The sequence below is a fragment of the Duganella sp. BJB476 genome, from assembly GCF_003416895.1.
Taxonomy (GTDB): domain Bacteria; phylum Pseudomonadota; class Gammaproteobacteria; order Burkholderiales; family Burkholderiaceae_D; genus Rugamonas.
In genome coordinates, this window is record NZ_QVIO01000001.1 from 1,211,067 (window position 1) to 1,234,204 (window position 23,138).

The window sequence follows — 23,138 nt, forward strand, 5'->3', positions numbered from 1 at the left end:
GTCTATCGCTCCTGCTTGTCGAGCAGCAGCGCCGACAAGGTGAGGATCACCGGCACCGCCAGCAGCAGCGGCCACAATGAGCCGCCCAGCTCACCCAGCCCCAGCGCCTTGTTGAACACGCCCCGGCTGATGGTCAGGAAATGGGTGGCCGGGTAGATACGGCCGATCAGCGCGCCGATGCCACTCAGGCCGGACACCGGATTGAGCAGCCCGGCGAACTGCACGCAGGGGATGATGGTGCCTATCATGGTCACGAACAGCGCGGCGATCTGGCTGCGGGTGAAGGTCGAGACCAGCAGGCCAAGGCCGGTGGCGCAGATCACGTACACCAGCGCGGCCAGGGTCAGCGCCAGCAGACTGCCTTTGACCGGCACGCCGAACACGGTGGCCGCCAGCACGGTCAGCAGCGCGAAGTTGAGCATGCCCAGCGCGACGTAGGGCACCTGCTTGCCGAGTAAGAATTCCAGCCGCGTCACCGGCGTTACGTACAGGTTGAGGATGGAGCCCAGTTCCTTCTCGCGCACCACCGACAAGGCGCTGAGCATGGCGGGGATCATCATCAGCAGCATCGGGATCACGGCCGGGATCATGGCCGGCAGGCTTTTGACGTCGGGGTTGTAGCGGTAGCGCGTTTCCAGCGTGCCGGAACCGGCCAGCTTCATGCCCAGCCGGTGCTGCGCCATGTCGGCCAGCCAGCCCATGTGCATGGCCTGCACGTAGCCGCGCGTGGTCTCGGCGCGCATCGGCATGGCGCCGTCGACCCAGGCGCCCACGGTCACCGGGGCGCCGCGTTGCAGGTCGCGGCCGAAGCCGGGCGGGATCTCGATCGCCAGCGCCAGTTCGCCGCTGCGCATGCGGCGGTCCAGGTCGTCGTAGTCGGCCAGCGGCGCGCGCTCGATGAAGTAGCGCGAGCCGGACAGGTTGAGCGCATAGTTCTGACTCAGGCCGCTCTGGTCGCGGTCGAGCACGGCGTAGGACAGGTGCTCGACGTCCATGTTGATGCCGTAGCCGATGATGAACATCAGGATCGCCGTGCCCAGCAGCGCGAGCGTGGCGCGCACCGGGTCGCGTCGCAGTTCCAACGTTTCACGCAGCGTGTAGCTGTAGGCCCGTTGCAGGCTGCGGCGCCAGCCGGCGCGCGGCGCGGCTGCCACTGCGGGCGCCGCCGGCGCTGCGGCCGGCGGCGCGACGTTGCCTGCGGCTTCTTCCAGGTAGGAGATGAAGGCCTGCTCCAGCGTGGCGACGCCGCGCATGGCCGGCAGCTCCGCCGGCGCGGCGCTCACCAACACGCGGCCGGCGTGCATCAGCGAGATGCGGTCGCAGCGCTCGGCCTCGTTCATGAAGTGGGTCGAGATGAAGATGGTGATCTGGTCGTAGCGGGCCAGGTCTATCATCAGGCGCCAGAACAGGTCGCGCGCGACCGGATCGACGCCGGAGGTCGGCTCGTCGAGGATCAGCAGCTCCGGCTTGTGCACCATGGCCACCGCCAGCGACAGGCGCTGGCGCACGCCCAGCGGCAGCTGTTCGGGCAGCGTATCGAGCGCGCCGGCCAGGCCGAAGCGCTGCGCCATGTCGGCCACGCGGCCCGCTATCTCGGCCTCCGGCACGCTGAACATGCGCGCGTGCAGCACCAGGTTTTGTTGCACCGTCAGTTCGCCGTACAGCGAGAACGCCTGCGACATGTAGCCCACGCGGCGCCGGGTCGCCATGTCGTTGGCGTTGACCGCGCTGCCGAACAGCAGGGCGCTCCCCTCGGTGGCCGGCAGCAGGCCGGTCAGCATTTTCATCGTGGTTGACTTGCCGCAGCCGTTGGAGCCGAGGAAGCCGAAGATCTCGCCGCGGCGGATGCGGAAGTCCACATGGTCGACCGCGGTGAAGTCGCCGAACACCATCGTCAAGCCCTGCGCCTCGATGGCGATGCTGTCGTTGCCCTCGGACCCCTGGAACGGCGGCACCGTCACCGCCTGATGGTCGCCGCGCTTCTCGGCCGGTAGCAGCGCGATGAAGGCTTGCTCCAGCGTCGTCGTGGCGGTGCGCGTGCGCAGTTCCTGCGGCGTGCCGGTGGCCAGCACCTGGCCGTCGTCCATCGCCACCAGCCAGTCGAAGCGGTCGGCTTCCTCCATGTAGGCGGTGGCCACCACCACGCTCATGGTGGGGCGCTGGCGCCGGATGTGGGAGATCAGATCCCAGAACTGCGCGCGCGACAGCGGATCGACGCCGGTGGTCGGCTCGTCGAGGATCAGCAGGTCGGGGTCGTGGATCAGCGCGCAGCACAGGCCCAGCTTCTGCTTCATGCCGCCGGACAGCTTGCCGGCCTGCCGTTGCAGGAACGGCGCCAGGCCGGTGCTTGCGGTCAGCTCGTCGATGCGGCGACGGCGGCTGGCGGCGTCGTGGCCGAACAGGCGGCCGAAGAATTGCAGGTTTTCCTCCACCGACAGGGTTGGGTACAGGTTGCGGCCCAGCCCCTGCGGCATGTAGGCGATGCGCGGGCAGACGGCGTCGCGGTGGCGCTTGCTGCGCATGTCGCCGCCCAGCACCGTCACGCTGCCTTGCTGCACCGCTCGGGCGCCGGCCACCAGCGACAGCAGGCTGGATTTGCCGACGCCGTCCGGCCCGATCAGGCCTATCATGCAGCCGGCCGCCAGGTCGAGGTCGACGGCGCGCAGCGCGCGGGTGTCGCCGTATTGCAGTGCCACGCCCCGCAGACCGGCAACGCCGGCCGCCGCGGTATCGCTCATTGGGGCACCTTGATATCCAGGTTGGCGGGCCACGGCGTTTTGGCGTCCAGCTGCACCCAAGCCACGCCGGGCAGGCCGGTCTTGACCAGCTTCATGTGCTTTTGCAGCAGCGCCGGATCGATCTGGGCCTTGACGCGGAACATCAGCTTCTGGCGTTCGCTGGCCGTTTCCACGGTCTTGGGCGTGAACTGCGCGGTGCTGGCGACGAAGGACACGCGCGCCGGCAGCACGTACTGCGGCGCGGCGTCGAGCACCACGCGCACCGGCGCGCCCAGGGCCAGCTTGCCGGCCGCCTGTTCCGGCACGAAGAAGGTCATGTAGACGTCGGCCAGGTCGACCAGGTTGAGCACCTTGCCGCCGCTGCCCAGCACTTCGCCCGGCTGGGCGATGCGGTACTGCACCCGGCCGGCGCGCGGCGCCGTCAGCGCGCTGTCGGCCAGGTCGACGTCGATGCGGTCGACCGTCGCCTGTACCGCCGTGACCGAGGCGCGGGCGCCGCTGGCCTGGGTGCGCGCGGCCTCGATGCCGCTGTGGGCCGCTTCGGCCTGCGCCTTGGCGGCGCGGATCACGGCGCTGACGGAGCGCACGCGGCTGCGGTCGTCGTCGAGTTCCTGTTCCGACGAGGCGCCTTCCAGCACCAGGGTTTCGGAGCGCTTGAGGCGGCGCTGGGCCGCATCGAGTTCGCTTTCGCGCTGCACCACCAGCGCTTGCGCGGCCTGGCAGTCGCCCTCGCGCACGGCGATCATGGCGTCGGCGCTGGCGACCGCGGTTTGGGCCTGCGCCTGGCGCGCCACCGCTTCGTCGCGCTGGGCTTGCAGCGAGGTCGCCTGCATGTGGGCCAGCACCTGGCCGGCGGCCACGAAGTCGCCTTCGTTGACGGCGATGTCTTGCAAGCGTCCCGGCAGCTTGGCGGCGACGTCGATTTCGGTCGCTTCGATGCGGCCGTTGCCGCTGGTGAATTCAGGGCCGGGGCCGGCGGGATGCGTGCGCTGCCAGGCGTAGGCCGCGCCGACCAGCAGGGCCAGGGCGACGCCGGCGGCGCCGAGTTTGCGTGTCAGGTCAGGAGTCATGTGCGGGGTGGGGGCAGGTAGATGAAAGCGGCCAGCGGCGGCGCGGCGACGACCGGGTCGCCGCCGAGCGCGCTGTACAGGGCGATGCCGGCGCCCAGCAGGGCGCGGCGCAGCTGGATCAATTGTTGTTCGGCGCTGAGCAGGTCGCGCTGGGCGTCGAGCACGTCGAGGAAGGCGGCGGCGCCGCTGTCGTAGCGCAGCTGCGACAGGCGGGCGCGTTCGCGCTGCACCTGCAGGGCGCGTTCGGCGATGGCCAGTTGCTGGCTCAGCCAGGCCTGGGCCGACAGCGCGTCGGCGACGTCGCGGAAGGCGTCCTGGATGGTTTTCTCGTAGTTGGCGATGGCGCTGTCGCGGCGTGCTTCGGTCAGGCTCAGGTTTTGGCGCCGGCGGTCGCCGTCGAACAGCGGCAGCGTGATGCTGGGGGCGAAGGTCCACGAGCGGCTGCCGCCGGCGAACAGGCCGCCCAGCTCGGCGCTGGCGGTGCCCAGCGCGGCGGTCAGGCTGAGCTGCGGGAAAAAGGCTGCGCGCGCTGCGCCGATGCTGGCGTTGGCGGACTGCAGCTGGTGCTCGGCGGCGACGATGTCGGCGCGCCGCTCCAGCAGCGCGGACGGCAGGCCGGGGACCAGCGCGGGGAGCGTATCGACCAGGTCGCCGGCTTCGGCATCCAGCGGCGCCAGCGCGGTGGCGCTGCCGACCAGCAGTTGCAGCGCGTGGCGCTTGCGGTCGCGTTCCTGCTGCAGCTGGCTGGTGAGCGCCTGCGCTTGCAGCAGCAGGGTTTCGACTTGCGTCAGGTTCAGGCGTGAGGTGGAACCCACCGCCACCCGGCGCGAGTAGATGCGGTAGCTCTCCTGCCGGGTGGCCAGCGTGCGGCGCGCCAGCGCGATGCGCTGGTCGATTTCGCGCACGTCGAAATAGCCCTCGGCGACATGGGTGATCAAGGCCATGGTGATGGCGCGGCGGGCGGCGTCGCTGGCCAGGTAGTCTTGCAGGGCGGCGTCGCGCAGGCTGGTCAGGCGGCCCCACAGGTCGATCTCCCAGGCGCTCACGCCGAGGCCGGCCTGGTACTGGCTGGCGATCATTTCACGGCGGGTCAGGCTGAGGTCGGCCGGCACTTGCTGGCGCTGCCCGCTTGCCTGGGCCGCCAGCAGCGGCAGGCGGGCGGCGCGTTCGATGCCGTAAGCCGCGCGCGCCTGTTCAACCCGCAGGGCGGCGATGCGCAGGTCGCGGTTCTGCGCCAGCGCTTCGAGGATCAGCGCTTGCAGCACCGGCGTGGAAAAATAGCCGCGCCATTCGGGCAGCGCGGCGGCGGCCGTGGCGGGCACGCCATAATCAGTGGCCACCGGCAGCGGCGGCCGGCCATACTGCGGCGCCATCGAGCGGCAGCCTGGCAGCAGCATTGCGGCGGCCAGCGCGGCCACGGTCGCGGCGGTGCGCGGCCTGGCGAACGGCGCAGGCTGGAACATAGTGAGACTCCTTGAACGGTGCAGGTTGATGCCGACAGTCAAGCGGCGATCGCAGTGTACGGCGACAGTCAAGCACGTGTAATTGATGTAGATCAAAAATTAACAAATGGACGGCGGCGGGCGGGGGCCGCCGTCCCAGGGGCGCAGCTTACGGCCGTTGCTGGCGGTAGCGATGGGCCAGCATCAACGCCAGCGCCGCCGAGGCGGTGCGGGCGGCGGCATCGTCGGCGCGGCTGGTCAGGGCGATCGGCACGGTCGCGCCCAGCACCACGCCGCAGACGGCGGCGCCGGCCAGGTACTCCAGCTGCTTGGCCAGCAGGTTGCCGGCCTCCAGGTCGGGCGCGATCAGGATGTCGGCGTGCCCGGCTACTTGCGAGACGATGCCCTTGGCGCGCGCGGCCATCGGCGAGATGGCGTTGTCGAAGGCGAGCGGGCCGTCCAGCAGGGCGCCGCTGATCTGGCCGCGTTCGGCCATCTTGCACAGGGCCGCCGCGTCCAGCGTGGACGGGATTTTCGGCGTCACCGTCTCCACCGCCGACAGGATGGCCACCCTGGGCTCGGCCGTGCCCAGCGCATGCGCCAGTTCGATGGCGTTCTGCACGATGTCGACCTTGTCCGCCAGCGTGGGCTGGATGTTGAGCGCGCCGTCCGAGATCAGCAGCACCTTGTCGTACAGCGGCACTTCGATCCGGAATACATGCGACAAGCGGCGCGCGGTGCGTAGCCCCGGTATTGCCAGCACGGCGGAGATCAGCTCGTCGGTGTGCAGGCTGCCTTTCATCAGCATCTCCACTTCGCCGGCGCCGGCCATGGCGGCGGCGCGCGCGGCGGCCGCATGGCTGTGCGGCACGTCGGCCAGTTCGATGCCGGCTAGCGACAGTCCGGCGCTTGCTGCCAACGTCCGCAGGCGCGCCAGCGGGCCGACCAGCACCGGCACGATCAGGCCGTGCCTGGCGGCGTCGAGGGCGCCGCGCAGGGAGGCTTCGTCGCAGGGATGGACCACGGCGCAGCGCACCGCTGTCAGCGGCGCCGCGGCGTCCATCAGGCTGGCATAATTGGCGTGCACCTGGGACAGGTTCAGTGCAGGCACATGGATGCGCGGACGGCGCACCTTTTCGCTCGGCGCGATGACCGTGGCGACGCCGGTCAGCACCACGGCGCCGGTCTGGTTCTTGATCTCGCAATCGAGCAGCACGTGTTTCTTGACCGGCTCCATGGCGGTCACGGTGGCGGTGATGCGCAATTCGTCGCCGATGCGCACCGGCTTGAGGAACTGCAGCGTCTGCGCCAGATAGATCGTGCCGGGGCCGGGCAGGCAGGTGCCCAGCAGGCGCGAGATCAGCGCCGCGCCCCACATGCCGTGCGCGATCACGCCGTGGAACAGGGTGTGGCCGGCGTATTCCGGATCGACGTGGGCCGGGTTGACGTCGCCGGAGACGGCGGCAAAGGCGGCGATATCGTCCTTGCTCAGCGTGCGGCTCAGGCGCGCGCATTGGCCTACTTGCAATTCGTCGTAAGTGATGTTTTCAATAATGTCGTCGGATTCGTTCATGGCAATGGCTTTGGTGGGCAATGCAGGGCAGTCTAGAGAGCGCGCTCCCCGAAGTATTTGATCCAGATCAAATACTTCGGGGACGCCCCCCAACCATAATCGGTGCATCGTCAAATCAGGAGGGCATGTGAAGACTGCACAGTTGAAAGTTGTTCCGGGCGCGGCTGCGCCGTCGCCGGAATCCGAAGCACCCGGCAATACGCTCGACCTGTACCTGCGGAGCCAGGTGGCGCGGCTGACCGGCGGCGTGTCGCCGATCGCGATGTCGCTGGCGTTCCAGGACTGGTGGCAGCACCTGGCAGTGTCGCCGGGCAAGCGCAGCGAGCTGGCGGCGCAATGCCTGGGAGCATGGGCCGGGATGGCCAATCCGGCTGCAGCTGACGATAGCCGCTTCGATAACGTCGCCTGGCGTCAGTGGCCGTTTTCGCAATACGTGAACAGCTTTAAGCAAGCCGAGCAGTTTTGGCGCCAGGCCACCACCGGCGTGCGCGGCGTGGCGCCGCACCATGCCGAGGTGGTGGCCTTCACCGCGCGCCAGCTGCTGGACATGTACTCGCCGTCGAATTATCTGTGGAGCAATCCGGAGGTGTTGCGGGCCGCGGCCGCCAGCGGCGGGCGCAGCCTGATCGACGGCGCGCTCAACTGGCGCCGCGACCTGTGCCGGCGCCTGGCGCCGCCGGACATGGCGGTGCCGGAACCGACCGGCCCCAGTTATGTGCCGGGGCAGGATGTGGCGGTCACGCCGGGCCAGGTGATCTTCAGCAACGAGCTGATCGAACTGATCCAGTACTCGCCGCAAACCGAAAATGTCTACCGCGAGCCGGTGCTGATCGTGCCGTCGTGGATCATGAAGTACTACATCCTCGACCTGTCGCCGCACAATTCGCTGGTGCGCTATCTGGTGCAGCAGGGACATACGGTGTTGATGCTGTCCTGGCGCAATCCCGACCAGCATGACCGCAACATGGGCATGGACGATTACCTGCAACACGGCGTGTTTGCCGCGCTGGAGCAGGCCGACCAGCTGGGCGAGGGCGCGCCGGTGCATGCGGTGGGCTATTGCCTGGGCGGCACGCTGCTGGCGATCGCCGCCGCCGCCATCGACTCGGGCGAGCACGGCCAGCACGGCAAGCTGGCCTCTGTTTCACTGCTGGCGGCGCAGACCGATTTCAGCGAGCCGGGCGAGCTGGGCCTGTTCATCGACGACAGCGAGCTCGCTTTCCTGGACGCGTTGATGTGGGACCAGGGCTATCTGGACGGCGACCAGATGGCCGCGTCCTTCCAGCTCTTGCATGCGCGTGACCTGGTGTGGTCGCGCATGATGCGCGAGTACCTGATGGGCGAGCGCAGCGCGCCGAACGACCTGATGTCCTGGAACGCCGACAGCACGCGCTTGCCGTTCCGCATGCACAGCGAGTACCTGCACGGCCTGTTCCTGCGCAACGACCTGGCCGAAGGGCGCTATACGGCGCAGGGCAAGCCGATCGCGCTGTCCGACATCCGCACGCCGATGTTCGTCGTCGGGACCGAGCGCGACCACGTGTCGCCATGGCGGTCGGTGTACAAGATCCACCTGCTGAGCGGTGCGCCCATCGATTTCGTGCTGGCGTCCGGCGGCCACAACGCGGGCATCGTCTCCGAACCCGGCCATGCCAACCGCAGCTACCGCAGCCATCCCGCCAGTACCCGGGCGCAGGCGGCCGGCTACAGCAGTCCGGACGAGTGGTTGAACAGCGCCGAGCGCACCGAAGGTTCATGGTGGCCGCATTGGCAGCAATGGCTGGTGCGCCATGCAAGCCGGGAACGTGCGGCGCCACCGGCGATGGGCCTGGGCCGGTTGTTGGGTCCGGCGCCAGGCAACTTCGTGTTGCAGCATTGAGGCAGGGCTGGTCTCAGTGCGAGATCAGCACCGGCAGCGTCATCTCGCGCAGGATGCTGCGGGTGGCGCCGCCGAGCAGGGTTTCATGCAGGCGGTGGTGGCCGTAGCCGCCCATCACCAGCAGGTCGCAGCCGCGTTCGGCCGCGGCGCACAGCAGGGCCGAGCCGATTTCCACCGTGGTGAACTCGCGCATGACGTCCACCTGCACGCCGTGGCGGGACAGGAATAGCGCCATGTCTGCGCCCGGTTCGGCGCCGTGGCGGGCCGGGTCGCGGTCCGCATTGAGCACTAGCAGCGTGATGCGTTCGGCCAGGCGCAGCAAGGGCAAGGCATCGCTGAAGGCGCGTGCCGCCTGCACGCTGCCGTCCCAGGTCAGCAGCGGATGGCGGATGACTTCCGGCGCGCTGGCGGCCGTGGCCGAGGTCGGCGCCAGCAGCAGCGGGCGGCCGCCTTGCAGCAGCAGTTCCGGCGGCAAGGGGCGGCTGATGCCGAACTGGATGTCGCCCGGATCGGTCTGGCTCAGCACCAGCAGGTCGGCATAGCGGGCATGCAGCAGCAGGCCGCTTTCCGCATCGTCCTCGTACAGGCTGCTGGAGCACAGCATGACACCCGCAGCGGCCACGTCGCGCTCGAAGTTGGCCAGTGCGGCGGCGGCTTGGTGGCGCAGCTGGTCCAGCACATGCGGCGGCAATGGCCACGCGCCGAGGCTGTCGTTCCATTCCGCGTAGCGCGACATACCGGTCAGCGCGACCCCGGTCAGGTGGGCGCCGGTGGCCAGGGCGACCTTGGCCGCCAGTGCGTAGCGGCCCGCCGCGTGCGGCGACTGGTCGCAGTGTACGACGATGGTTTTATAGCTCATGGCCGGGCCTCAGTGCGACATCAGCACAGGCAGCGTCATCGATGCCAGCAGCGTGCGGGTGACGCCGCCCAGCACGGTTTCGCGCCAGCGCATGTGGCCGTAGGCGCCCATCACCAGCAGGTCGGCGCCGAGATCGGCCGACAGCGATAGCAGTGCTTCGCCCACGCTTGCGCCTTCTGGCTTGGGCTGCTGCGACACTTCAACCTTGACGCCGTGGCGGGCCAGGAACAGCGCGATATCGGCGCCCGGCTCGGCGCCGTGCACGCCGTACTGGTGTTCCGCGTCGAATACCGCCAGTGTCACGCGGGCGCTGCGGCGCAGCAGGGGCAGCGCGTCGGTGACGGCGCGGGTGGCGGAACGGCTGCCGTCCCAGGCGACCAGCGCGTGGCGGTCCATATGCGGGTAGGTGCCGGCATACGGCACCACCAGCACCGGCCGGCCACCGTTCAGCGCCAGGTGGGCGGCCAGGCCGGGGCCCATCAGCAGGCCTTCTTCGCCCGGTTCGCACTGGCTGAGCACCACCAGGTCGGCATAACGGGCCTGGAGCACCAGGCCATCCTGGGGATCGTCGTCGCTGATGCGGCGCTCGTAGCGCACGTCGGCCGCGCGGGCCTGGGTTTCGAACTTTGCCAACGCCTGTTCGGCGTTGCTGACCAGTTCATCAGGCTGCTCTTGCGGCACCATGCCGGAATACATCATGGCGCTGGTGCGGAGGAGCTCCCCGGCGATCCCGGTGGCGGCCGCGCCGATCAGGTGCGCGTCCTGCTGGCGGGCCAGGCGGGCCGCCAAGGCGATGCGCTCCGGGGCGTGGTCCGAGTTGTCGACGTGGACGAGTATGCTTTTGTAGGACATGACGTTCTCCTGATCAGATGAAAAACTCAGGCTAACAAACGGTATCCGCAAAATATATGATCTGAATCAAATATCCGGCAATACCTCAAATAGCGCTGTGTGCCCGAAGCCGAGCTCGTAGTCGAGGACGGAAATAATGGACGGTACGATGCGCATGAACACCGCGCCCGGCCAGGTGGGGCCGTTGGCCGGCATCAGTTGGCGCAACTGGGGGAAGCGGAACAGCATCAGGTCGGCCGCGTGCGCCGTCTCCTCGGCGCCGGCGACGATGGCGGCATGGCCGGCCAGCGACAGGCCACGGATGTGGCGCCAGTCCGAGTACGGCGGCGTGATGGTGGCGGACACCTTGTCGTTCTGGCGGATGTTGTGCGCCTTCTGGCTGTCGAGGCCGATGCCTGCATACAGCGTCAGCCCGTCGTTGACGAAGCTGATGACGGTGGCTTGCGGAAAACCGTCCGGGCGCACCGTGGCCAGCGTCATGTCATGCGTGGCGGCGAGCAGGTTGAGGATGAATTGGCGGTGGGTGCGGTCCAGTGCTTGCATGGGCTTTTCCAGTGTCGTGAATGATGGATCAGGACGGCTTTGCCACCATGCCTGCGCCATGGTCGTCGCCACCTTGGCGGTGACTCCGGTGCGGGAGTAGTACACGATCAGAACTGATTGCATGGCGGCTCCCTGGCGAGGCTAGACTTTAGACTCCCTGGCCGCACCACAGTTCCGCCGCCAGCCGCCTTAGCCTGCGTTCAGGCCGCCGCCCAGTGCCTTGTACAGCGCCACGGCGTTGCCGAACTCGTTACGTCGCAGTTCCAGTAGGGTTTGCTGACTGGCGTACAGCAGCCGCTGCGCGTCCAGCAATTCCAGGCGGCTGTCCTGGCCGGCGTCGTAGCGCAGCCGGGACAGAGCCAGGCGCCGCTCGGCGCTGCCGACCACCCGCGCCTGCGCTTCGATCTGGCGGCCGTAGGTGGCGCGGCCGGCCAGTCCATCCGCCACTTCGCGGAAGGCGGTTTGCACGGATTTTTCGTACTCCACCACGGCGGCGGATTTGCGCAGTTCGGCCAGGCGCAGTTCCGAGCGCAGCTTGCCGTGGTTGAACAGCGGCTGCGTGATCTGCGGCGCGAACGACCAGGTCCGCTGGCCGCTGGCGAACATGCCCGACAGCGACGGGCTGGCGTAGCCGAGGCTGGCCGTCAGCGAGATCTGCGGAAAGAACGCGGCCTTCGCCGCGCCGATGTCGGCGTTGGCGGCCACCAGTGCCTGTTCGGCCTGGCGGATATCGGGGCGGCGCGTCAGCAGTTCGGACGGCAGGCCGGCCGGCAGCTGCACCAGCACCGGCTGCCGGTCCAGCGCGATGCTGCCCGGCAGGCCGCCTGGCGCGTGCACGCCGGTCAGCAGATCCAACGCGTTGCCGGCCAGCGCTACGGCGCGCAGGCGTGCTTCGCGGTCCGCCTGCGCGGTGGCGACCTGGCCTTCCGCTTCGGCGACGTCGAGACCGCTGCGCTGGCGGGCGGCTTTCAGCTGCTGGGCCAGTTCCAGCGACCGTTGCCAGTCGGCCAGCGTGCGCTCGGTCAGTTGCAGCTGTTCTTCGGCCAGGCGTTGGGCGAAATAGGTGTCCGCGACTGCACCCACCAGCGCGATCTGCACGGCGCGCCGGCTCTCGTCGCTGGCGACATAGCGCGCGAATGCCGCCTCGGACAGCGCGGCGACGCGGCCGAACAAGTCGAGCTCGAACGCGCTGATGCCGAGCCCGGTCGACTTCTGGCTATCGACCGACGCGGCGACCGGGCCGTTGGCCGCGCTGCGCTGCTTCACCAGGCCGGCGTTGGCTGCCACTGTTGGCAGGCGGGCGCTGTCCTGGATGTCGAACTGCGCGCGCACGGACTGCACGTTGAGCAGGGCCAGCCGCAGGTCGCGATTGTTTTTCAGCGCCAGGTCGATCAAGGCTTGCAGACGTGGATCGCCGAACATCGATTGCCAGCCAAGGTCGGCGCCGCTGGCTCCGACGCCGGCGCCGGCACCAAAGCTGTTCGGTACCGGCGCTACAGACTTTTCTAAAACCGGCGTTAGCGAACAGGCGCCCAGCAGCAATGCCAGCGTCAACGCCGCCGGGATATGGATTTTTCTCATTCTGTTTCCTTCACTGCGTATCGTGCAACGAGACCCAGTACAGACACATAAAACACCGGCACGAAGAAGATCGCCAATATGGTCGCGGTGACCATGCCGCCGAACACGCCGGTACCGATCGCGTGCTGGGTCTCCGAGCTGGCGCCGCCGGCCAGCATCAGCGGCAGCACGCCCAGCGCGAAGGCCAGCGAGGTCATCAGGATAGGGCGCAAGCGCAGTCGCGCCGCTTCGATGGCCGACTCCAGCAGGCCTTTGCCGTCCTGGTGCATCTGCTTGGCGAACTCGATGATCAGGATGGCGTTCTTGGCGGACAGGCCGATCACCGTGATCATGCCGACCTTGAAGAACACGTCATTTGGCAAGCCGCGTATCAGCACGGCGGCCACGCAGCCGAGCAGGCCCAGCGGCACCACCAGCATCACCGACAACGGTATCGACCAGCTCTCGTACAGCGCCGCCAGCACCAGGAACACCACCAGCATCGACAGCGCCATCAGCATCGGCGCCTGCGCGGCGGACTGCTTCTCTTGCAGCGAGATGCCGGTCCACTTGACCGCGAAACCGGGCGGCAGCTGCTTGGCCAGACGCTCCATCTCCGCCATCGCCTCGCCGCTGGACGTGCCGGGCGCGGCGCTGCCGCCGATGCGCGCCGACGGATAGCCCTGGTAGCGCACCATTTGCAGCGGTGTGTCGCGCCACTGCGGCGTGACCACTTCGCTCAGGCGCACCATGCCGCCGGCCGCGTTGCGCACGTGCAGGCGCAGCACGTCGTCCAGCTGCATGCGGGCGCCGGCGTCGGCCTGGATGATTACCTGCTGCATGCGGCCGTGGTTGGGGAAGTCGTTCACATACTGCGATCCCATCGCGGCCGACAGCGTCTCGCTGATGCTGGTGAAGGCCACGCCCAACGCTTCCGCTTTCTGGCGGTCGATATCGAGCTGGATGCTGGTGCCATTCGGCAGGCCTTCGGGATAGGTGCCCGCGACCAGCTTGCTGTGCGAGGCCAGTTCCAGCAACTTGTTCTGCGCGGCCTTCAGCGCCGCGTCGCCCTGGTTGGCGCGGTCTTGCAGGCGCAGCGAGAAGCCCGACGAGTTGCCGAGATCGTCGATGGCCGGCGGCATCACGCTCATCACCATGCCCTCGTTGGTCTGCGACATGGCCGCCTGGGCCAGTTCCACCTCGTGCTGCACGGTGGCGCCGTCACGCTGGTCCCAGTCCTTCAGCATGGTGAAGGCGATGGCCGCGTTCGGGCCGCTGCCGGTGAAGCTCCAACCGAGTATCGACTGGTTGTTGCTGATGCCGTTGCGCGTCACCAGGTGATCCTCGAATTTCTTGACGATGTCGAGCGTGCGTTCGGTGCTGGCGTCGGACGGTAGCTGGATCGAGGTGATGAAATAGCCCTGGTCTTCCTCCGGCAGGAAGGATGCCGGCAGCAGACGGAAGCCGAAGGCCAGCAGGCCGACCAGTACGGCGAACACCAGCATCACGCGGCCCGAGCGCTTGACGATGCGGGCCACACCGCTTTCGTAGCGGGCGTTCATGCGGTCGAACTTGCGGTTGAACCAGCCGAAGAAACCGGTCTTCTCGTGATGCAGCGGATCGACCGGCTTGAGCAGGGTGGCGCACAAGGCCGGCGTCAGCGTCAGCGCCAGGAAGGCGGAGAACAGGATGGAGACCGCCATCGACAGCGTGAACTGGCGATAGATGGCGCCCACCGAGCCGCTGGCCAGCGCCATCGGGATGAACACCGCCGTCAGCACCAGCGTGATGCCGATGACCGCGCCGGTGATCTCGCGCATCGCCTTCGAGGTGGCGGCCTTGGGCGACAAGCCTTCGGTGGCCATCAGGCGTTCGACGTTTTCGACCACCACGATGGCATCGTCGACGATGATACCGATGGCCAGCACCATGCCGAACATGGTCAGCACGTTGACCGAGAACCCCAGCAACAGCATGATGGCAAAGGTGCCCAGCAGCGCGATCGGCGCGACGATGGCGGGAATCAGCGTGTAGCGTATCTTTTGCAGGAACAGGTACATGACCAGGAACACCAGCACCATCGCTTCCAGCAGCGTATGCACTACTTTTTCGATGGAGATCTTGACGAACGGCGCGGTATCGAAAGGCACCGAGTAGGTGATGCCAGCCGGCAGGGTCTTGCTCAGTTCATGCATGCGCTCGCGCACGGCCTGCGCCGTCTTGACCGCGTTGGCACCGGGCGACAGTTGCACGGCGGCGCCGGTGGCGGCGCGGCCGTTCTCGCGCGTGGCGCTGGCGTAGTTCTGCGCGCCCAGTTCGACGCGGGCGACGTCGCCCATGACGACCTTGGAACCGTCCAGGTTGGCGCGCAGCACGATGGCGGCGAATTGTTCCGGCGTTTGCAGCTGGCCTTGCACCGTCAGCGGTATCGATACGCGCTGGCCGGGCAGGGTGGGCGTGTCGCCGATGCGGCCCGGCGCGATCTGGGCGTTCTGCTGGGCCACGGCCGTGCTCAGGTCGCCCATGGTCAGCTTGTAGGAGACCAGTTTGCCCGGATCGACCCAGATGCGCATGGCCTTCTCGGCGCCGAACAGCTGCACGCGGCCGACGCCGGGAATGCGGCGCAGCTCTTCGACCACGTTGCGCGCCATGTAGTCGCTCAGGTCGATCTCGTCGTACTTGCCATTGTTGGCGCTCAGGCCGACGATCATCAGGAAGCCGGAACCGGCCGATTCGACCGACAGGCCGTTCTGGCGCACCGCCTGCGGCAGGCGCGGCTCGACCGATTTGAGACGGTTTTGCACGTCCACCTGTGCCAGCTCCGGATTGGTGCCTGGCTTGAAGGTGGCGGTGATCTGCGCCGAGCCCGAGGTATCGGCCGACGATTCGAAGTACAGCAGGTTCTTGACGCTGGAGAGCTCGCGTTCGATCAGGCTGACCACCGCGTCGTTCATGGTCTGCGGCGTGGCGCCGGGATAGCTGGCGCTGATGCTGACGCTGGGCGGCGCCACCGACGGATAGCGCTCAACCGGCAATTGCGGTATGGCGATCAGTCCGAACAGGACGATGAAGATGGCGATCACCCAGCCAAAAATAGGGCGGTCGATGAAGAATTGAGGCATGACTTAATCCTTGCAGTATCAGCGCTGCGCTGGTGCGCCGGCCATGGCGGCGACCGTTTCGCGGCGCCATGGCGTGATGTCCAGTTTGGTGTCGGGCTGGATGCGGTCCAGGCCTTCGACCGCGATTTTCTCGCCGGCCTTCAGCCCCTGGGTGATGAGATAGTTGTGGCCGACCATGCCGCCCAGCTTGACCTCGCGCAGCACGGCCTTGTTGCCAGCATCCACCACCCACACGCGGGTGGAGCCGGCGTGCAGCACGGCTTGCTGCGGCACCAGGATGCCGTCGGCGTCGGCCATGCGCGCGATGCGGGCGCGCACGAACATGCCTGGCAGCAGCTGGCGGTCGCGGTTGTCGACCAGGATGCGCAACACCATGTCGCCGGTGCCGGTATCGACGTTGATGCCGGAGAACAGGATGCGTGCGTCGAGGCCGTAGTTGTTGCCGCTGCCGTCCAGGATGTAAGCCTTGGGCGGATGGGCCGAGTCGCCGCGCAGCGTGCGCAGCATGGAGGCCGGCTGGCGTACATCCACGTACACCTGGTCTATCTGTTGGATGCGGGCCATCGGCGTGGCGTCGGTTTGAGCCACAAGTGCGCCTTCGGTCACCAGCTCCTCGCCGATCCGGCCGGAGATCGGCGCGGTGACGGTCGCGTAACCCAGGTCGAGGCGGCGGCGCGCCAGCGTGGCCTTGGCCTGGCCAACTTCGGCCTGGGCCTGGTCGCGCTGGGACACGGCATCGTCATAGGTTTGCTGGCTGATGGCGTCGGCCTGCACCAGCGGGCGGATGCGCTCGGCCTGGATTTTGGCGCGCACCAACGCCGCTTCGGCGCGTTGCAGCGCGGCGGCGGCCGTGTCGGCGTCGGCCTGGAAGGGTGCGGTGTGGATCTGGAACAGCGGCGTGCCAGCCTTCACTTCGGCGCCTTGCTCGAACAGGCGGCGCTGGATGATGCCGCCCACCTGCGGCCGGATCTCCGCCGTGCGGAAGGCTGTGACGCGGCCGGGCAGGTCCTCGGCCAGTTCCACCGGGCCGGCGGCGACGGTTAGCGTGGAGACTTTCGGCGATGGCGGCAGCTCGTCGGGCGGCGCCTGGTGGCAGGCGGCCAGGGTCAACAGGGTCAGCCCGGACAGCAGGGCCTTGAGTGAAATCTTCGTGATGTGCATAGCTAGTCGTCCAAAGTGTTTTCCCGCCATGAGGGAATGCAGGACTAGCAACTTTAAACACCTAACGTGGCCTATCTATTGAGGAAATATGGAGATATGATGGAGATCGTTACTTATTTTCAATTCATTCATGTCTAGTTCTCCCGGAACCCCGCTGGTGCTGATCGCCGAGGACGAATCCGAAATTGCCCAAATCCTGCAAGCCTACCTGGCGCGCGACGGCCTGCGCACCGCGCACGCGGCCGACGGCCGCATCGCGCTCGACCTGCACCTTTCGCTGAAGCCGGACCTGGTGCTGCTGGACGTGCAGATGCCGCGCGTGGACGGCTGGAAGGTACTGTCCGAACTGCGCCAGCGCGGCGACACACCGGTCATCATGCTGACCGCGCACGACCAGGACATCGACAAGCTGATGGGCCTGCGCATCGGCGCCGACGACTATGTGGTCAAGCCTTTCAATCCGGCCGAGGTGGCCGCGCGCGTGGGCGCCGTGCTGCGCCGGGCCGCCGCGCGCAACGCCGGGCCGACCGCCGGCGTGCTGCGTTGTGGACCGCTGGAGATCGACCTTGAAACCTATCAGGCCAGTGCGGAAGTGAACGGCCAACGCACGCCGCTTAACCTGACGCTGACCGAGTTCCGCCTGCTGACCCACATGGCGCGCGCGCCCAAGCGGGTGTTCACACGGGCTGAGTTGCTGGTTGCCTGTCTGCCGGAGGGGAACGCGCTGGAACGCACGGTGGACAGCCACGTCAGCAAGCTGCGCAAGAAGCTGGAAGACAGTGGCCTGAGCGGCGTGTTGACCAGCTTGCGCGGCGTCGGCTACCGGCTGGAGGATGCGGAATGATGCGCGGCCCCGGCCTGAACCGGCAAATCACGCTGGCGATGCTGGCCGTGTCGCTGGGGATGACGCTGGTGGTCCTGCTGGGTTCCTACGTGTTCTACGCGCTGGTGATCGAGTACCGGCCGGATCTGCTCTCCGGCCCGACCGACATGATCCCCACCAGCACTGAGTGGATCTGGATGGCGTCCGTCACGATGCTCGCGCTGGTGTTCGCGATCTGGGCGTCGGCGCGTTTGGCCAGGCGCATCCTGGCTCCCTTGAATTCGGTGGCAGACAGCGTGCGCCGCGTGGCGCATGGCGACCTGGCCGCGCGCGCGGTGGCGGGCGACCGTTCGCTGGGCGAGACCGCCTTGCTGGTCGACGACTTCAACGCGATGGCGGAACGCTTGCAGCGCATGGAGCGCGAGATGGTCACCTGGAACGCCGCTATCGCTCACGAATTGCGCACGCCGGTGACGATATTGCGCGGCCGCTTGCAAGGCCTGGCCGAAGGCGTGTTCCAGCCTGATGAAAAACAGTTCCGCGGCTTGCTGCATCAGGTGGAAGGCCTGTCGCGCCTGATCGACGACTTGCGCATGTTGAGCATGTTCGACAGCGGCCACCTGAAGCTGGAGCTGGCTGACTGCGATCTGGCCGGCGCCATCCGCGATGTTGCGCATCTGCTGGCGCCGCAGATGGAGGCGGCAGGCTACAAGCTGTCGCTGGACCTGGCGGAAGGGCGCATCTGCTGCGACGCCGCGCGCATGCGGCAGATCCTGCTGGCCTTGCTGGACAACGCCGGGCGCTATGCGGACCCCGGCGTTATCCGCATCCGCACGCGGGGGTTGGGCGCTCAGTATCTGTTGCAGGTGGAAGATGCAGGTCCCGGCATCGATGAAGAGTTGGAAGGCAAGCTGTTCCTGGCCTTCCACCGGGGCGAGCATGCGCGCGCTGGCGCGGTTGGCGGCAGCGGCTTGGGTCTGGCGGTGGTGCGTGCGATTGCCGAGGCACACGGCGGCGTGGCCTCGTACCGGCGCGGCGATGCGGGCGGTGCGATGTTCGAAATCGCGTGGCCGATGCCGATACCGGGCCCCGCGCTTAGTTGACGCTCTTCAGGTGGCTTGGCCCTGGAAAGCCTTGTTGGCGATCTTCCAGCCTTGCTCGGTCTTGAGCAGCACGAAGTAGTCGACGAAAGTCATCGCGCCATGCTCCAGTGTGATGCGGGCGCAGGCGGCGTTGCCGTGCACTTCGATCCAGTCGGTGGTGCGGCGGCGCTGCGCCTCGTCGGCAGCCGGCGTGCCCTTGAAACGCTCGCAATACACATCCAGCGGCCACGACGTGAACACGCCTTCGCGCATCGATTCGATGTGAGCGGTCGGCAGGAAGGCCTTGCGCATGAAGTCGGCGTTATCCTGGGCATGGCCCTGGAAATAGTTTTGTATCGGTTCCAGCACCGCCAGTTGTTCGGCGTTGAAGCGCGGTTCGGACGTTTGAGCGTTATCCATAGGAGTCTCCTTATTGAAAGCGCATCCTACGTGACGCCGGCACGGCTGTGACTGGGCCGCGCCGATAGCATCTATACTCAGGCGGCCATATCGCCGCCGGCGGCGCGCGCGCGACGGCGGGCGACCACGCCCAGCAGGCCCATGCCGGCGGCCAGCATGCCATAGGTGGCCGGCTCCGGCACGGCGCTGACCTTGATGTTGGCGTCCGGCGCGAAGTCGGCCAGGCGGCCCAGGCCGGCGACACGGCTATCGATCGACCATACGGTCCAGGTGTAGTCCTTGAACGCCAGGCCTTTCGATGGCAGCAGCGAGGCCGATACGGTGGAGAAGATTTCGTTGCCGACGATGTGGGTGCTCAGGGCGTTGGCGCCGATGCTGCCGGTGCCGTCGGAGCGCAGCGTCACAACCGAGTTGAAGGTCACGCCCGGCAAGCCGACCGAGGCGAACGGCGCATTGGACGAGCCGCCCACGTCCAGCCCGAACACATAGGCCGCGCCTGCCACACCGGCGATCGGTCCGGCGGTGGTGGTGCGGAACACGAATTCATTGGTGGCGGCGTTGTAGCCGACATCGGCCGACAGCACATCGAACGCGGGGGTGTGGCTGCCAGTGTAGACCGCGAGGAAGTCGCCTGCCGGGTCGGTGACGGCGTGGGCGTTGGCAGCGGCGGCGATGCCGGCGACGGTGATGGCCTTCAGTAGCAGTGTTTTCATGTTGGTTGTCCGTATCGGGTTGTGGGAGGCGAGCCTGAACCCGCAAACCGTGTATTCCAGACAACTGATAAAAGGTTTCAAAACAAATAAAATATTTTCGGGGACGTTGGCTCAGTCTTGTCGGCTGCGGTAGCTTTGCGGGGCCAGGTCTTCCTTCGGCGCCAGCGCTTGCAGGCGTTTGTACAGCACCCGCGTTTCCAGCAGATTCCATACGCGCAACATCGCTTCCAGCGTGTCGAAGGGCTTGGTCAGGAAGTCCTTGGCGCCCAGGGCCAGCGAGCGGCGTTTGGCCTCGGCCGTGGCGTCGGCGGTGATCACCAGCACCGGGCGGAAGTCGTAGGGATCGCCGCGTCGCTTGAGCCGTTCCAGCACCGCGTAACCATCCAGGTCGGGCATCATCAGGTCCAGCACGATCAGGTCGGGATCGAAGGCGGTGTACAGCTCGAGCGCGGTCTTGGCGTCGGTGGTGCCGACTACGTGGGTCAGGCCCTCGCCGATGAACAGGTCTTCCAGCAGCCGCAGGTTGGCGGGCTGGTCGTCGATGATCAGGATGCGGGAGGCCAGGACTTCGTTTTCCATCATCGGGTTTGCTCCATCAGGTCCAACAGGGCGAAGAATGCGGGCACGTTGAGTGGCTTGGCCAGGTGGCGCTCCGGCGCGTCCTCGTGCGGGGCGGCGCCCAGCAGCACGAGCGTGCTGCCTGAGGCACTTAGTTCGGCGCTGGCCTGGCCGCTGGCGACCAGCAGCAGGTCGGGCTGCCATTGTGCCGTCAGCGCTGCGCCCTCGGCGGTATCGGCCAGGGTCGCTATGCGCCAGTGCGGCCGCCGCAGCATCAGCGTGGCGATCAGGGTGCGGGTGGCGGCGTCGTCGTCGATGCAGACCATGCTGTGGGTGGCCGCGACGGCCGGCGCGACCTGCGCTTGGCTTGGCGCTGGGCCGTTTGCGTTGCCGGAGGCGGGCGCGGTGGCGGCGGGCAGCGTCAACGTGAAGCGCGTGCCGGGGCCGGGCTGGTGGCGGATATCGCCGTGCATCGCTTGCATCAGGCTCTTCGACACGGCCAGGCCCAGGCCGGCGCCTTCGGTCCTGCCGCGCTCGATGCCGAGGCGGTCGAAGGGCGTGAACAGGCGCTCTTCCATCGCGGCGGGAATGCCTGGGCCGTTGTCGTCGATGTGGATGGTGATGTTGCCGTCTGCCGATGCGCAGACGATGCCGACCTCGCCGCCGGCGGCGCCATACTTGATGCCGTTGGAAACCACGTTGAGCAGCACTTGCAGCAGGCGCTGGCGGTCCGCCATCACGGCCAGCGTGCCGATGTCGTCATGGTGCAGCCGTACCGAACGCTGCTGCGCCAGCGGCCGCAGCAGCGTGATCGCTTCGTTCAGCAGCGGCGCCAGCGCCACCGGTGTGCAATCGAGCGTCAGCTTGCCCGCTTCGATGCGGCCGATGTCCAGCACTTCGTCGATCAGCGACAGCAGATGCTGGCCGGCCTGGCGGATCTGCACCGCGTGTTCATGGTCGCGTTGGTCGCTCAGTCCGCTTTCCAGCAGCTGGGCGTAGCCGAGGATGGCGTTCAGCGGCGTGCGCAATTCGTGGCTGGTGCGCGCCAGGAATTCGGTCTTGGCCTGGCTGGCCGCCTGCGCCGCCGTGGCGCGGCCGGCCAGCAGCACGCTGGCCTGGTGCAGCCGGTCGGACAGCTGGCCTAGCTCGTCGGTGGTGGCCAGCGTCGGCTTGAGCGGCAGATCGCTGTTAAGCCGTTCGGCGTTCTCGGCCGCCAGGCGCACCCGGCGCACCAGGCCGAAGGTGAAGGTCAGCATCGCCAGCGCACCGGTCAGGCCGGCGGCGATGACGGCGATGGTCATCCACAGGTTGCGGTTGGACGCCTGCTGCAAGGCCAGCGTGCGCTGTGCGACCAGCTCGGTTTCGTGCAGGTTCATGGCGCCGATTTCCGCACGCAGTTGGTCGAGTACCTGTTTGCTGGCCAGCAGATGCTGTTGCAGTACGACGCTGCTGGCGTTGCGCTGGCCGCGCAGCACGTCCAGGCTGTCCAGCTTGTTTTGCAGCAGCGGCCGTACCTTCTCCAAGCGGCGGCGCTGTTCGGGATCGCTTACGGTTTCCTGCAGGCGGGCCATGGTGGCAGGCAGTTGAAGGCTGGCGACGCGGTAGGGCGTGAGGAAGTCGTCGCGCCCCGTCAGCAGGTAGCCGCGCACGCCGGTGGCCGCTTCGGCGATCTGCGTGTGCAGGCGCTGGATGTCGGCCTGGACTTGCATGGTCCGCAGCATGTCGGCGGTGGCGGCGGCGGTGCTGCGTTCCAGCGTGTAGCTGGTCGCGGCCGAACCCAGCAGCAGCGCCAGCGAAGCCGCGATGATGACGCCGCCTTTGACCCCCAGCGACCAGTGGCGAGGATGAAGCAGGCGGTTCATGCCCCGAGTCCGAAATCGGCAGCGCGCACGGCTGCCTGGGTGCGGTCGTGCAGGTCCAGCTTGTGCAGGATGCGTTCGACGTGGACCTTGACAGTGCCGGCCGCGATGCCCAGGTGCTCGCCCATGGCGGCGTTGGTCCAGCCGCTGGGCAGCAGCGCGAACACTTCCAGCTCGCGCGGGGTCAGCAGCTTGAGCGCGGCCGCCGCTTCCGGTGCAGCCACACGTGGCGCGCCCTGGCGAGGCGTGGACTGGGCGGCCGCCAGCAGCGTCGCCACCGCTTGCAGCGTGAGCAGGTCGTCGGGGCTGGGCGGCGGCGTGTGTTGCGGCCCGAGCAGGGCGAGGATGCCGCGATTTTTGCTGTCCAGGCATAGGGGCACGAGCACTTCGAGCCCGGTCTTTTGTTCGCGGCCTATCCGCAGGGCGCTGATCACGTCTTGCCGCACCACCGGCGTCTGCGGGCCGGGCTGCAGTGTGGCCTGCAAGGCGGCCGCGTGGCCTAGGCGGGCACCTACCGGCAGCGTCTGGCCCTGGCTGGCGCAGACTTGCAGGCCGTCGTCCTGGGTGGTCATCAGCAGGCCGTCGTCCAGCGACAGGAAGGCCAGCGTCTTGGCCAGGATGGTGGCGAGCGCGCCGGGACGCGCTCCATCGCTGCCCAATACGCCGGCGGCGTCGGTCAGCAGGCGCCAGCGGGCGACGCTGCTTTCGATCTGGCGGTAGCGGCTGCGGGCGGCGCGGGCAGTGGGGAGGGCGGTGTCGTTGGGCATGGGCGGCATAGGGCGGTTTCTGGGAATTATATGCCACCCGGCATATGCGAATACCCCCGAGCGGCAGATTTTTTGTGCCGAGGTGCACGCGATACTGCTTGCATCGGCGGCCAATAC

The 23,138-nt window shown here is 67.7% G+C and carries 18 protein-coding genes; 3 read left to right on the forward strand and 15 right to left on the reverse strand.

The window, feature by feature from the left end:
* Window positions 1–2 precede the first annotated feature (2 nt).
* The 4 genes from rbbA to D0T21_RS05390 all read right to left on the reverse strand — a co-directional run bounded on the left by rbbA (window position 3) and on the right by D0T21_RS05390 (window position 6,823).
* The gene (gene rbbA, locus D0T21_RS05375) at window positions 3–2,738 is read right to left on the reverse strand and encodes a ribosome-associated ATPase/putative transporter RbbA (protein WP_116989025.1); all 2,736 of its coding nucleotides are present in this window, start codon (window positions 2,736–2,738) and stop codon (window positions 3–5) included.
* Window positions 2,735–3,808 (reverse strand): HlyD family secretion protein, encoded by a 1,074-nt coding sequence (locus tag D0T21_RS05380; RefSeq protein WP_116994283.1) that lies wholly within the window; start codon window positions 3,806–3,808, stop codon window positions 2,735–2,737. The genes rbbA and D0T21_RS05380 overlap by 4 nt, the downstream gene beginning before the upstream one ends.
* The gene (locus D0T21_RS05385; protein WP_116989027.1) at window positions 3,805–5,271 is read right to left on the reverse strand and encodes an efflux transporter outer membrane subunit; all 1,467 of its coding nucleotides are present in this window, start codon (window positions 5,269–5,271) and stop codon (window positions 3,805–3,807) included. The genes D0T21_RS05380 and D0T21_RS05385 overlap by 4 nt, the downstream gene beginning before the upstream one ends.
* A 148-nt stretch (window positions 5,272–5,419) precedes the next feature.
* On the reverse strand, window positions 5,420–6,823 hold the full coding sequence (locus D0T21_RS05390) for a bifunctional enoyl-CoA hydratase/phosphate acetyltransferase (protein WP_116989374.1): 1,404 nt from the start codon (window positions 6,821–6,823) through the stop codon (window positions 5,420–5,422).
* Window positions 6,824–6,950: 127 nt separating this feature from the next.
* Here D0T21_RS05390 and D0T21_RS05395 point away from each other — a divergent pair, with 127 nt between their 5' ends.
* Window positions 6,951–8,702, forward strand: coding sequence for an alpha/beta hydrolase (locus tag D0T21_RS05395; protein ID WP_199538410.1), 1,752 nt, complete (start codon window positions 6,951–6,953; stop codon window positions 8,700–8,702).
* Between the two features lie 13 nt (window positions 8,703–8,715).
* Here the strand turns inward: D0T21_RS05395 and D0T21_RS05400 are convergent, their stop codons facing one another.
* The 6 genes from D0T21_RS05400 to D0T21_RS05425 form a co-directional block, all read right to left on the reverse strand.
* Window positions 8,716–9,561 carry a universal stress protein gene (locus D0T21_RS05400; RefSeq protein ID WP_116989029.1) on the reverse strand — a complete coding sequence of 282 codons (846 nt, stop codon included), beginning with the start codon at window positions 9,559–9,561 and terminating at the stop codon, window positions 8,716–8,718.
* Window positions 9,562–9,570: 9 nt separating this feature from the next.
* On the reverse strand, window positions 9,571–10,413 hold the full coding sequence (locus D0T21_RS05405; RefSeq protein WP_116989030.1) for a universal stress protein: 843 nt from the start codon (window positions 10,411–10,413) through the stop codon (window positions 9,571–9,573).
* Between the two features lie 66 nt (window positions 10,414–10,479).
* The gene (locus tag D0T21_RS05410) at window positions 10,480–11,079 is read right to left on the reverse strand and encodes a pyridoxamine 5'-phosphate oxidase family protein (protein WP_229211339.1); all 600 of its coding nucleotides are present in this window, start codon (window positions 11,077–11,079) and stop codon (window positions 10,480–10,482) included.
* Window positions 11,080–11,145: 66 nt separating this feature from the next.
* Window positions 11,146–12,537 (reverse strand): efflux transporter outer membrane subunit, encoded by a 1,392-nt coding sequence (locus tag D0T21_RS05415; protein WP_199538411.1) that lies wholly within the window; start codon window positions 12,535–12,537, stop codon window positions 11,146–11,148.
* On the reverse strand, window positions 12,534–15,638 hold the full coding sequence (locus tag D0T21_RS05420) for an efflux RND transporter permease subunit (protein ID WP_116989031.1): 3,105 nt from the start codon (window positions 15,636–15,638) through the stop codon (window positions 12,534–12,536). Before D0T21_RS05420 ends, D0T21_RS05415 begins: the two co-directional genes overlap by 4 nt.
* 18 nt (window positions 15,639–15,656) lie before the next feature.
* Entirely contained in the window at window positions 15,657–16,799 is a 1,143-nt protein-coding gene (locus D0T21_RS05425) for an efflux RND transporter periplasmic adaptor subunit (RefSeq protein WP_116989032.1), read from the reverse strand.
* A gap of 130 nt (window positions 16,800–16,929) precedes the next feature.
* Between D0T21_RS05425 and D0T21_RS05430 the strand changes: the two genes are divergently transcribed.
* Both D0T21_RS05430 and D0T21_RS05435 read left to right on the forward strand, forming a co-directional pair.
* Entirely contained in the window at window positions 16,930–17,643 is a 714-nt protein-coding gene (locus D0T21_RS05430) for a response regulator (protein WP_116989033.1), read from the forward strand.
* The gene (locus D0T21_RS05435; RefSeq protein ID WP_199538430.1) at window positions 17,643–18,725 is read left to right on the forward strand and encodes an ATP-binding protein; all 1,083 of its coding nucleotides are present in this window, start codon (window positions 17,643–17,645) and stop codon (window positions 18,723–18,725) included. Before D0T21_RS05430 ends, D0T21_RS05435 begins: the two co-directional genes overlap by 1 nt.
* 6 nt (window positions 18,726–18,731) lie before the next feature.
* On the opposite strand, the gene D0T21_RS05440 is transcribed toward D0T21_RS05435, so the two are convergent.
* The 5 genes from D0T21_RS05440 to D0T21_RS05460 all read right to left on the reverse strand — a co-directional run bounded on the left by D0T21_RS05440 (window position 18,732) and on the right by D0T21_RS05460 (window position 23,030).
* Complete coding sequence (locus D0T21_RS05440) at window positions 18,732–19,124, reverse strand: nuclear transport factor 2 family protein (RefSeq protein WP_116989035.1); 393 nt, start codon at window positions 19,122–19,124, stop codon at window positions 18,732–18,734.
* A gap of 77 nt (window positions 19,125–19,201) precedes the next feature.
* A complete protein-coding gene (locus D0T21_RS32360) occupies window positions 19,202–19,837 on the reverse strand; it encodes a PEP-CTERM sorting domain-containing protein (RefSeq protein ID WP_116989036.1) in 636 nt (211 codons plus the stop codon).
* Window positions 19,838–19,948: 111 nt separating this feature from the next.
* Window positions 19,949–20,419: a response regulator gene (locus tag D0T21_RS05450; RefSeq protein WP_116989037.1), complete on the reverse strand. Its 471-nt coding sequence runs from the start codon at window positions 20,417–20,419 to the stop codon at window positions 19,949–19,951.
* Window positions 20,416–22,257 carry an ATP-binding protein gene (locus tag D0T21_RS05455; protein WP_116989038.1) on the reverse strand — a complete coding sequence of 614 codons (1,842 nt, stop codon included), beginning with the start codon at window positions 22,255–22,257 and terminating at the stop codon, window positions 20,416–20,418. The genes D0T21_RS05450 and D0T21_RS05455 overlap by 4 nt, the downstream gene beginning before the upstream one ends.
* Complete coding sequence (locus D0T21_RS05460; protein ID WP_116989039.1) at window positions 22,254–23,030, reverse strand: response regulator transcription factor; 777 nt, start codon at window positions 23,028–23,030, stop codon at window positions 22,254–22,256. The genes D0T21_RS05455 and D0T21_RS05460 overlap by 4 nt, the downstream gene beginning before the upstream one ends.
* Between the last annotated feature and the right edge of the window lie 108 nt (window positions 23,031–23,138).

Excerpts from the sequence above, each read along its gene's own strand:
- rbbA (WP_116989025.1), bottom strand. The coding sequence starts at position 2,738 with ATGAGCGATACCGCGGCGGCCGGCGTTGCCGGTCTGCGGGGCGTGGCA.
- D0T21_RS05380 (WP_116994283.1), bottom strand. The coding sequence starts at position 3,808 with ATGACTCCTGACCTGACACGCAAACTCGGCGCCGCCGGCGTCGCCCTG.
- D0T21_RS05385 (WP_116989027.1), bottom strand. The coding sequence starts at position 5,271 with ATGTTCCAGCCTGCGCCGTTCGCCAGGCCGCGCACCGCCGCGACCGTG.
- D0T21_RS05390 (WP_116989374.1), bottom strand. The coding sequence starts at position 6,823 with ATGAACGAATCCGACGACATTATTGAAAACATCACTTACGACGAATTG.
- D0T21_RS05400 (WP_116989029.1), bottom strand. The coding sequence starts at position 9,561 with ATGAGCTATAAAACCATCGTCGTACACTGCGACCAGTCGCCGCACGCG.
- D0T21_RS05405 (WP_116989030.1), bottom strand. The coding sequence starts at position 10,413 with ATGTCCTACAAAAGCATACTCGTCCACGTCGACAACTCGGACCACGCC.
- D0T21_RS05410 (WP_229211339.1), bottom strand. The coding sequence starts at position 11,079 with ATGCAATCAGTTCTGATCGTGTACTACTCCCGCACCGGAGTCACCGCC.
- D0T21_RS05415 (WP_199538411.1), bottom strand. The coding sequence starts at position 12,537 with ATGAGAAAAATCCATATCCCGGCGGCGTTGACGCTGGCATTGCTGCTG.
- D0T21_RS05420 (WP_116989031.1), bottom strand. The coding sequence starts at position 15,638 with ATGCCTCAATTCTTCATCGACCGCCCTATTTTTGGCTGGGTGATCGCC.
- D0T21_RS05425 (WP_116989032.1), bottom strand. The coding sequence starts at position 16,799 with ATGCACATCACGAAGATTTCACTCAAGGCCCTGCTGTCCGGGCTGACC.
- D0T21_RS05430 (WP_116989033.1), top strand. The coding sequence starts at position 16,930 with ATGTCTAGTTCTCCCGGAACCCCGCTGGTGCTGATCGCCGAGGACGAA.
- D0T21_RS05435 (WP_199538430.1), top strand. The coding sequence starts at position 17,643 with ATGCGCGGCCCCGGCCTGAACCGGCAAATCACGCTGGCGATGCTGGCC.
- D0T21_RS05440 (WP_116989035.1), bottom strand. The coding sequence starts at position 19,124 with ATGGATAACGCTCAAACGTCCGAACCGCGCTTCAACGCCGAACAACTG.
- D0T21_RS32360 (WP_116989036.1), bottom strand. The coding sequence starts at position 19,837 with ATGAAAACACTGCTACTGAAGGCCATCACCGTCGCCGGCATCGCCGCC.
- D0T21_RS05450 (WP_116989037.1), bottom strand. The coding sequence starts at position 20,419 with ATGATGGAAAACGAAGTCCTGGCCTCCCGCATCCTGATCATCGACGAC.
- D0T21_RS05455 (WP_116989038.1), bottom strand. The coding sequence starts at position 22,257 with ATGAACCGCCTGCTTCATCCTCGCCACTGGTCGCTGGGGGTCAAAGGC.
- D0T21_RS05460 (WP_116989039.1), bottom strand. The coding sequence starts at position 23,030 with ATGCCGCCCATGCCCAACGACACCGCCCTCCCCACTGCCCGCGCCGCC.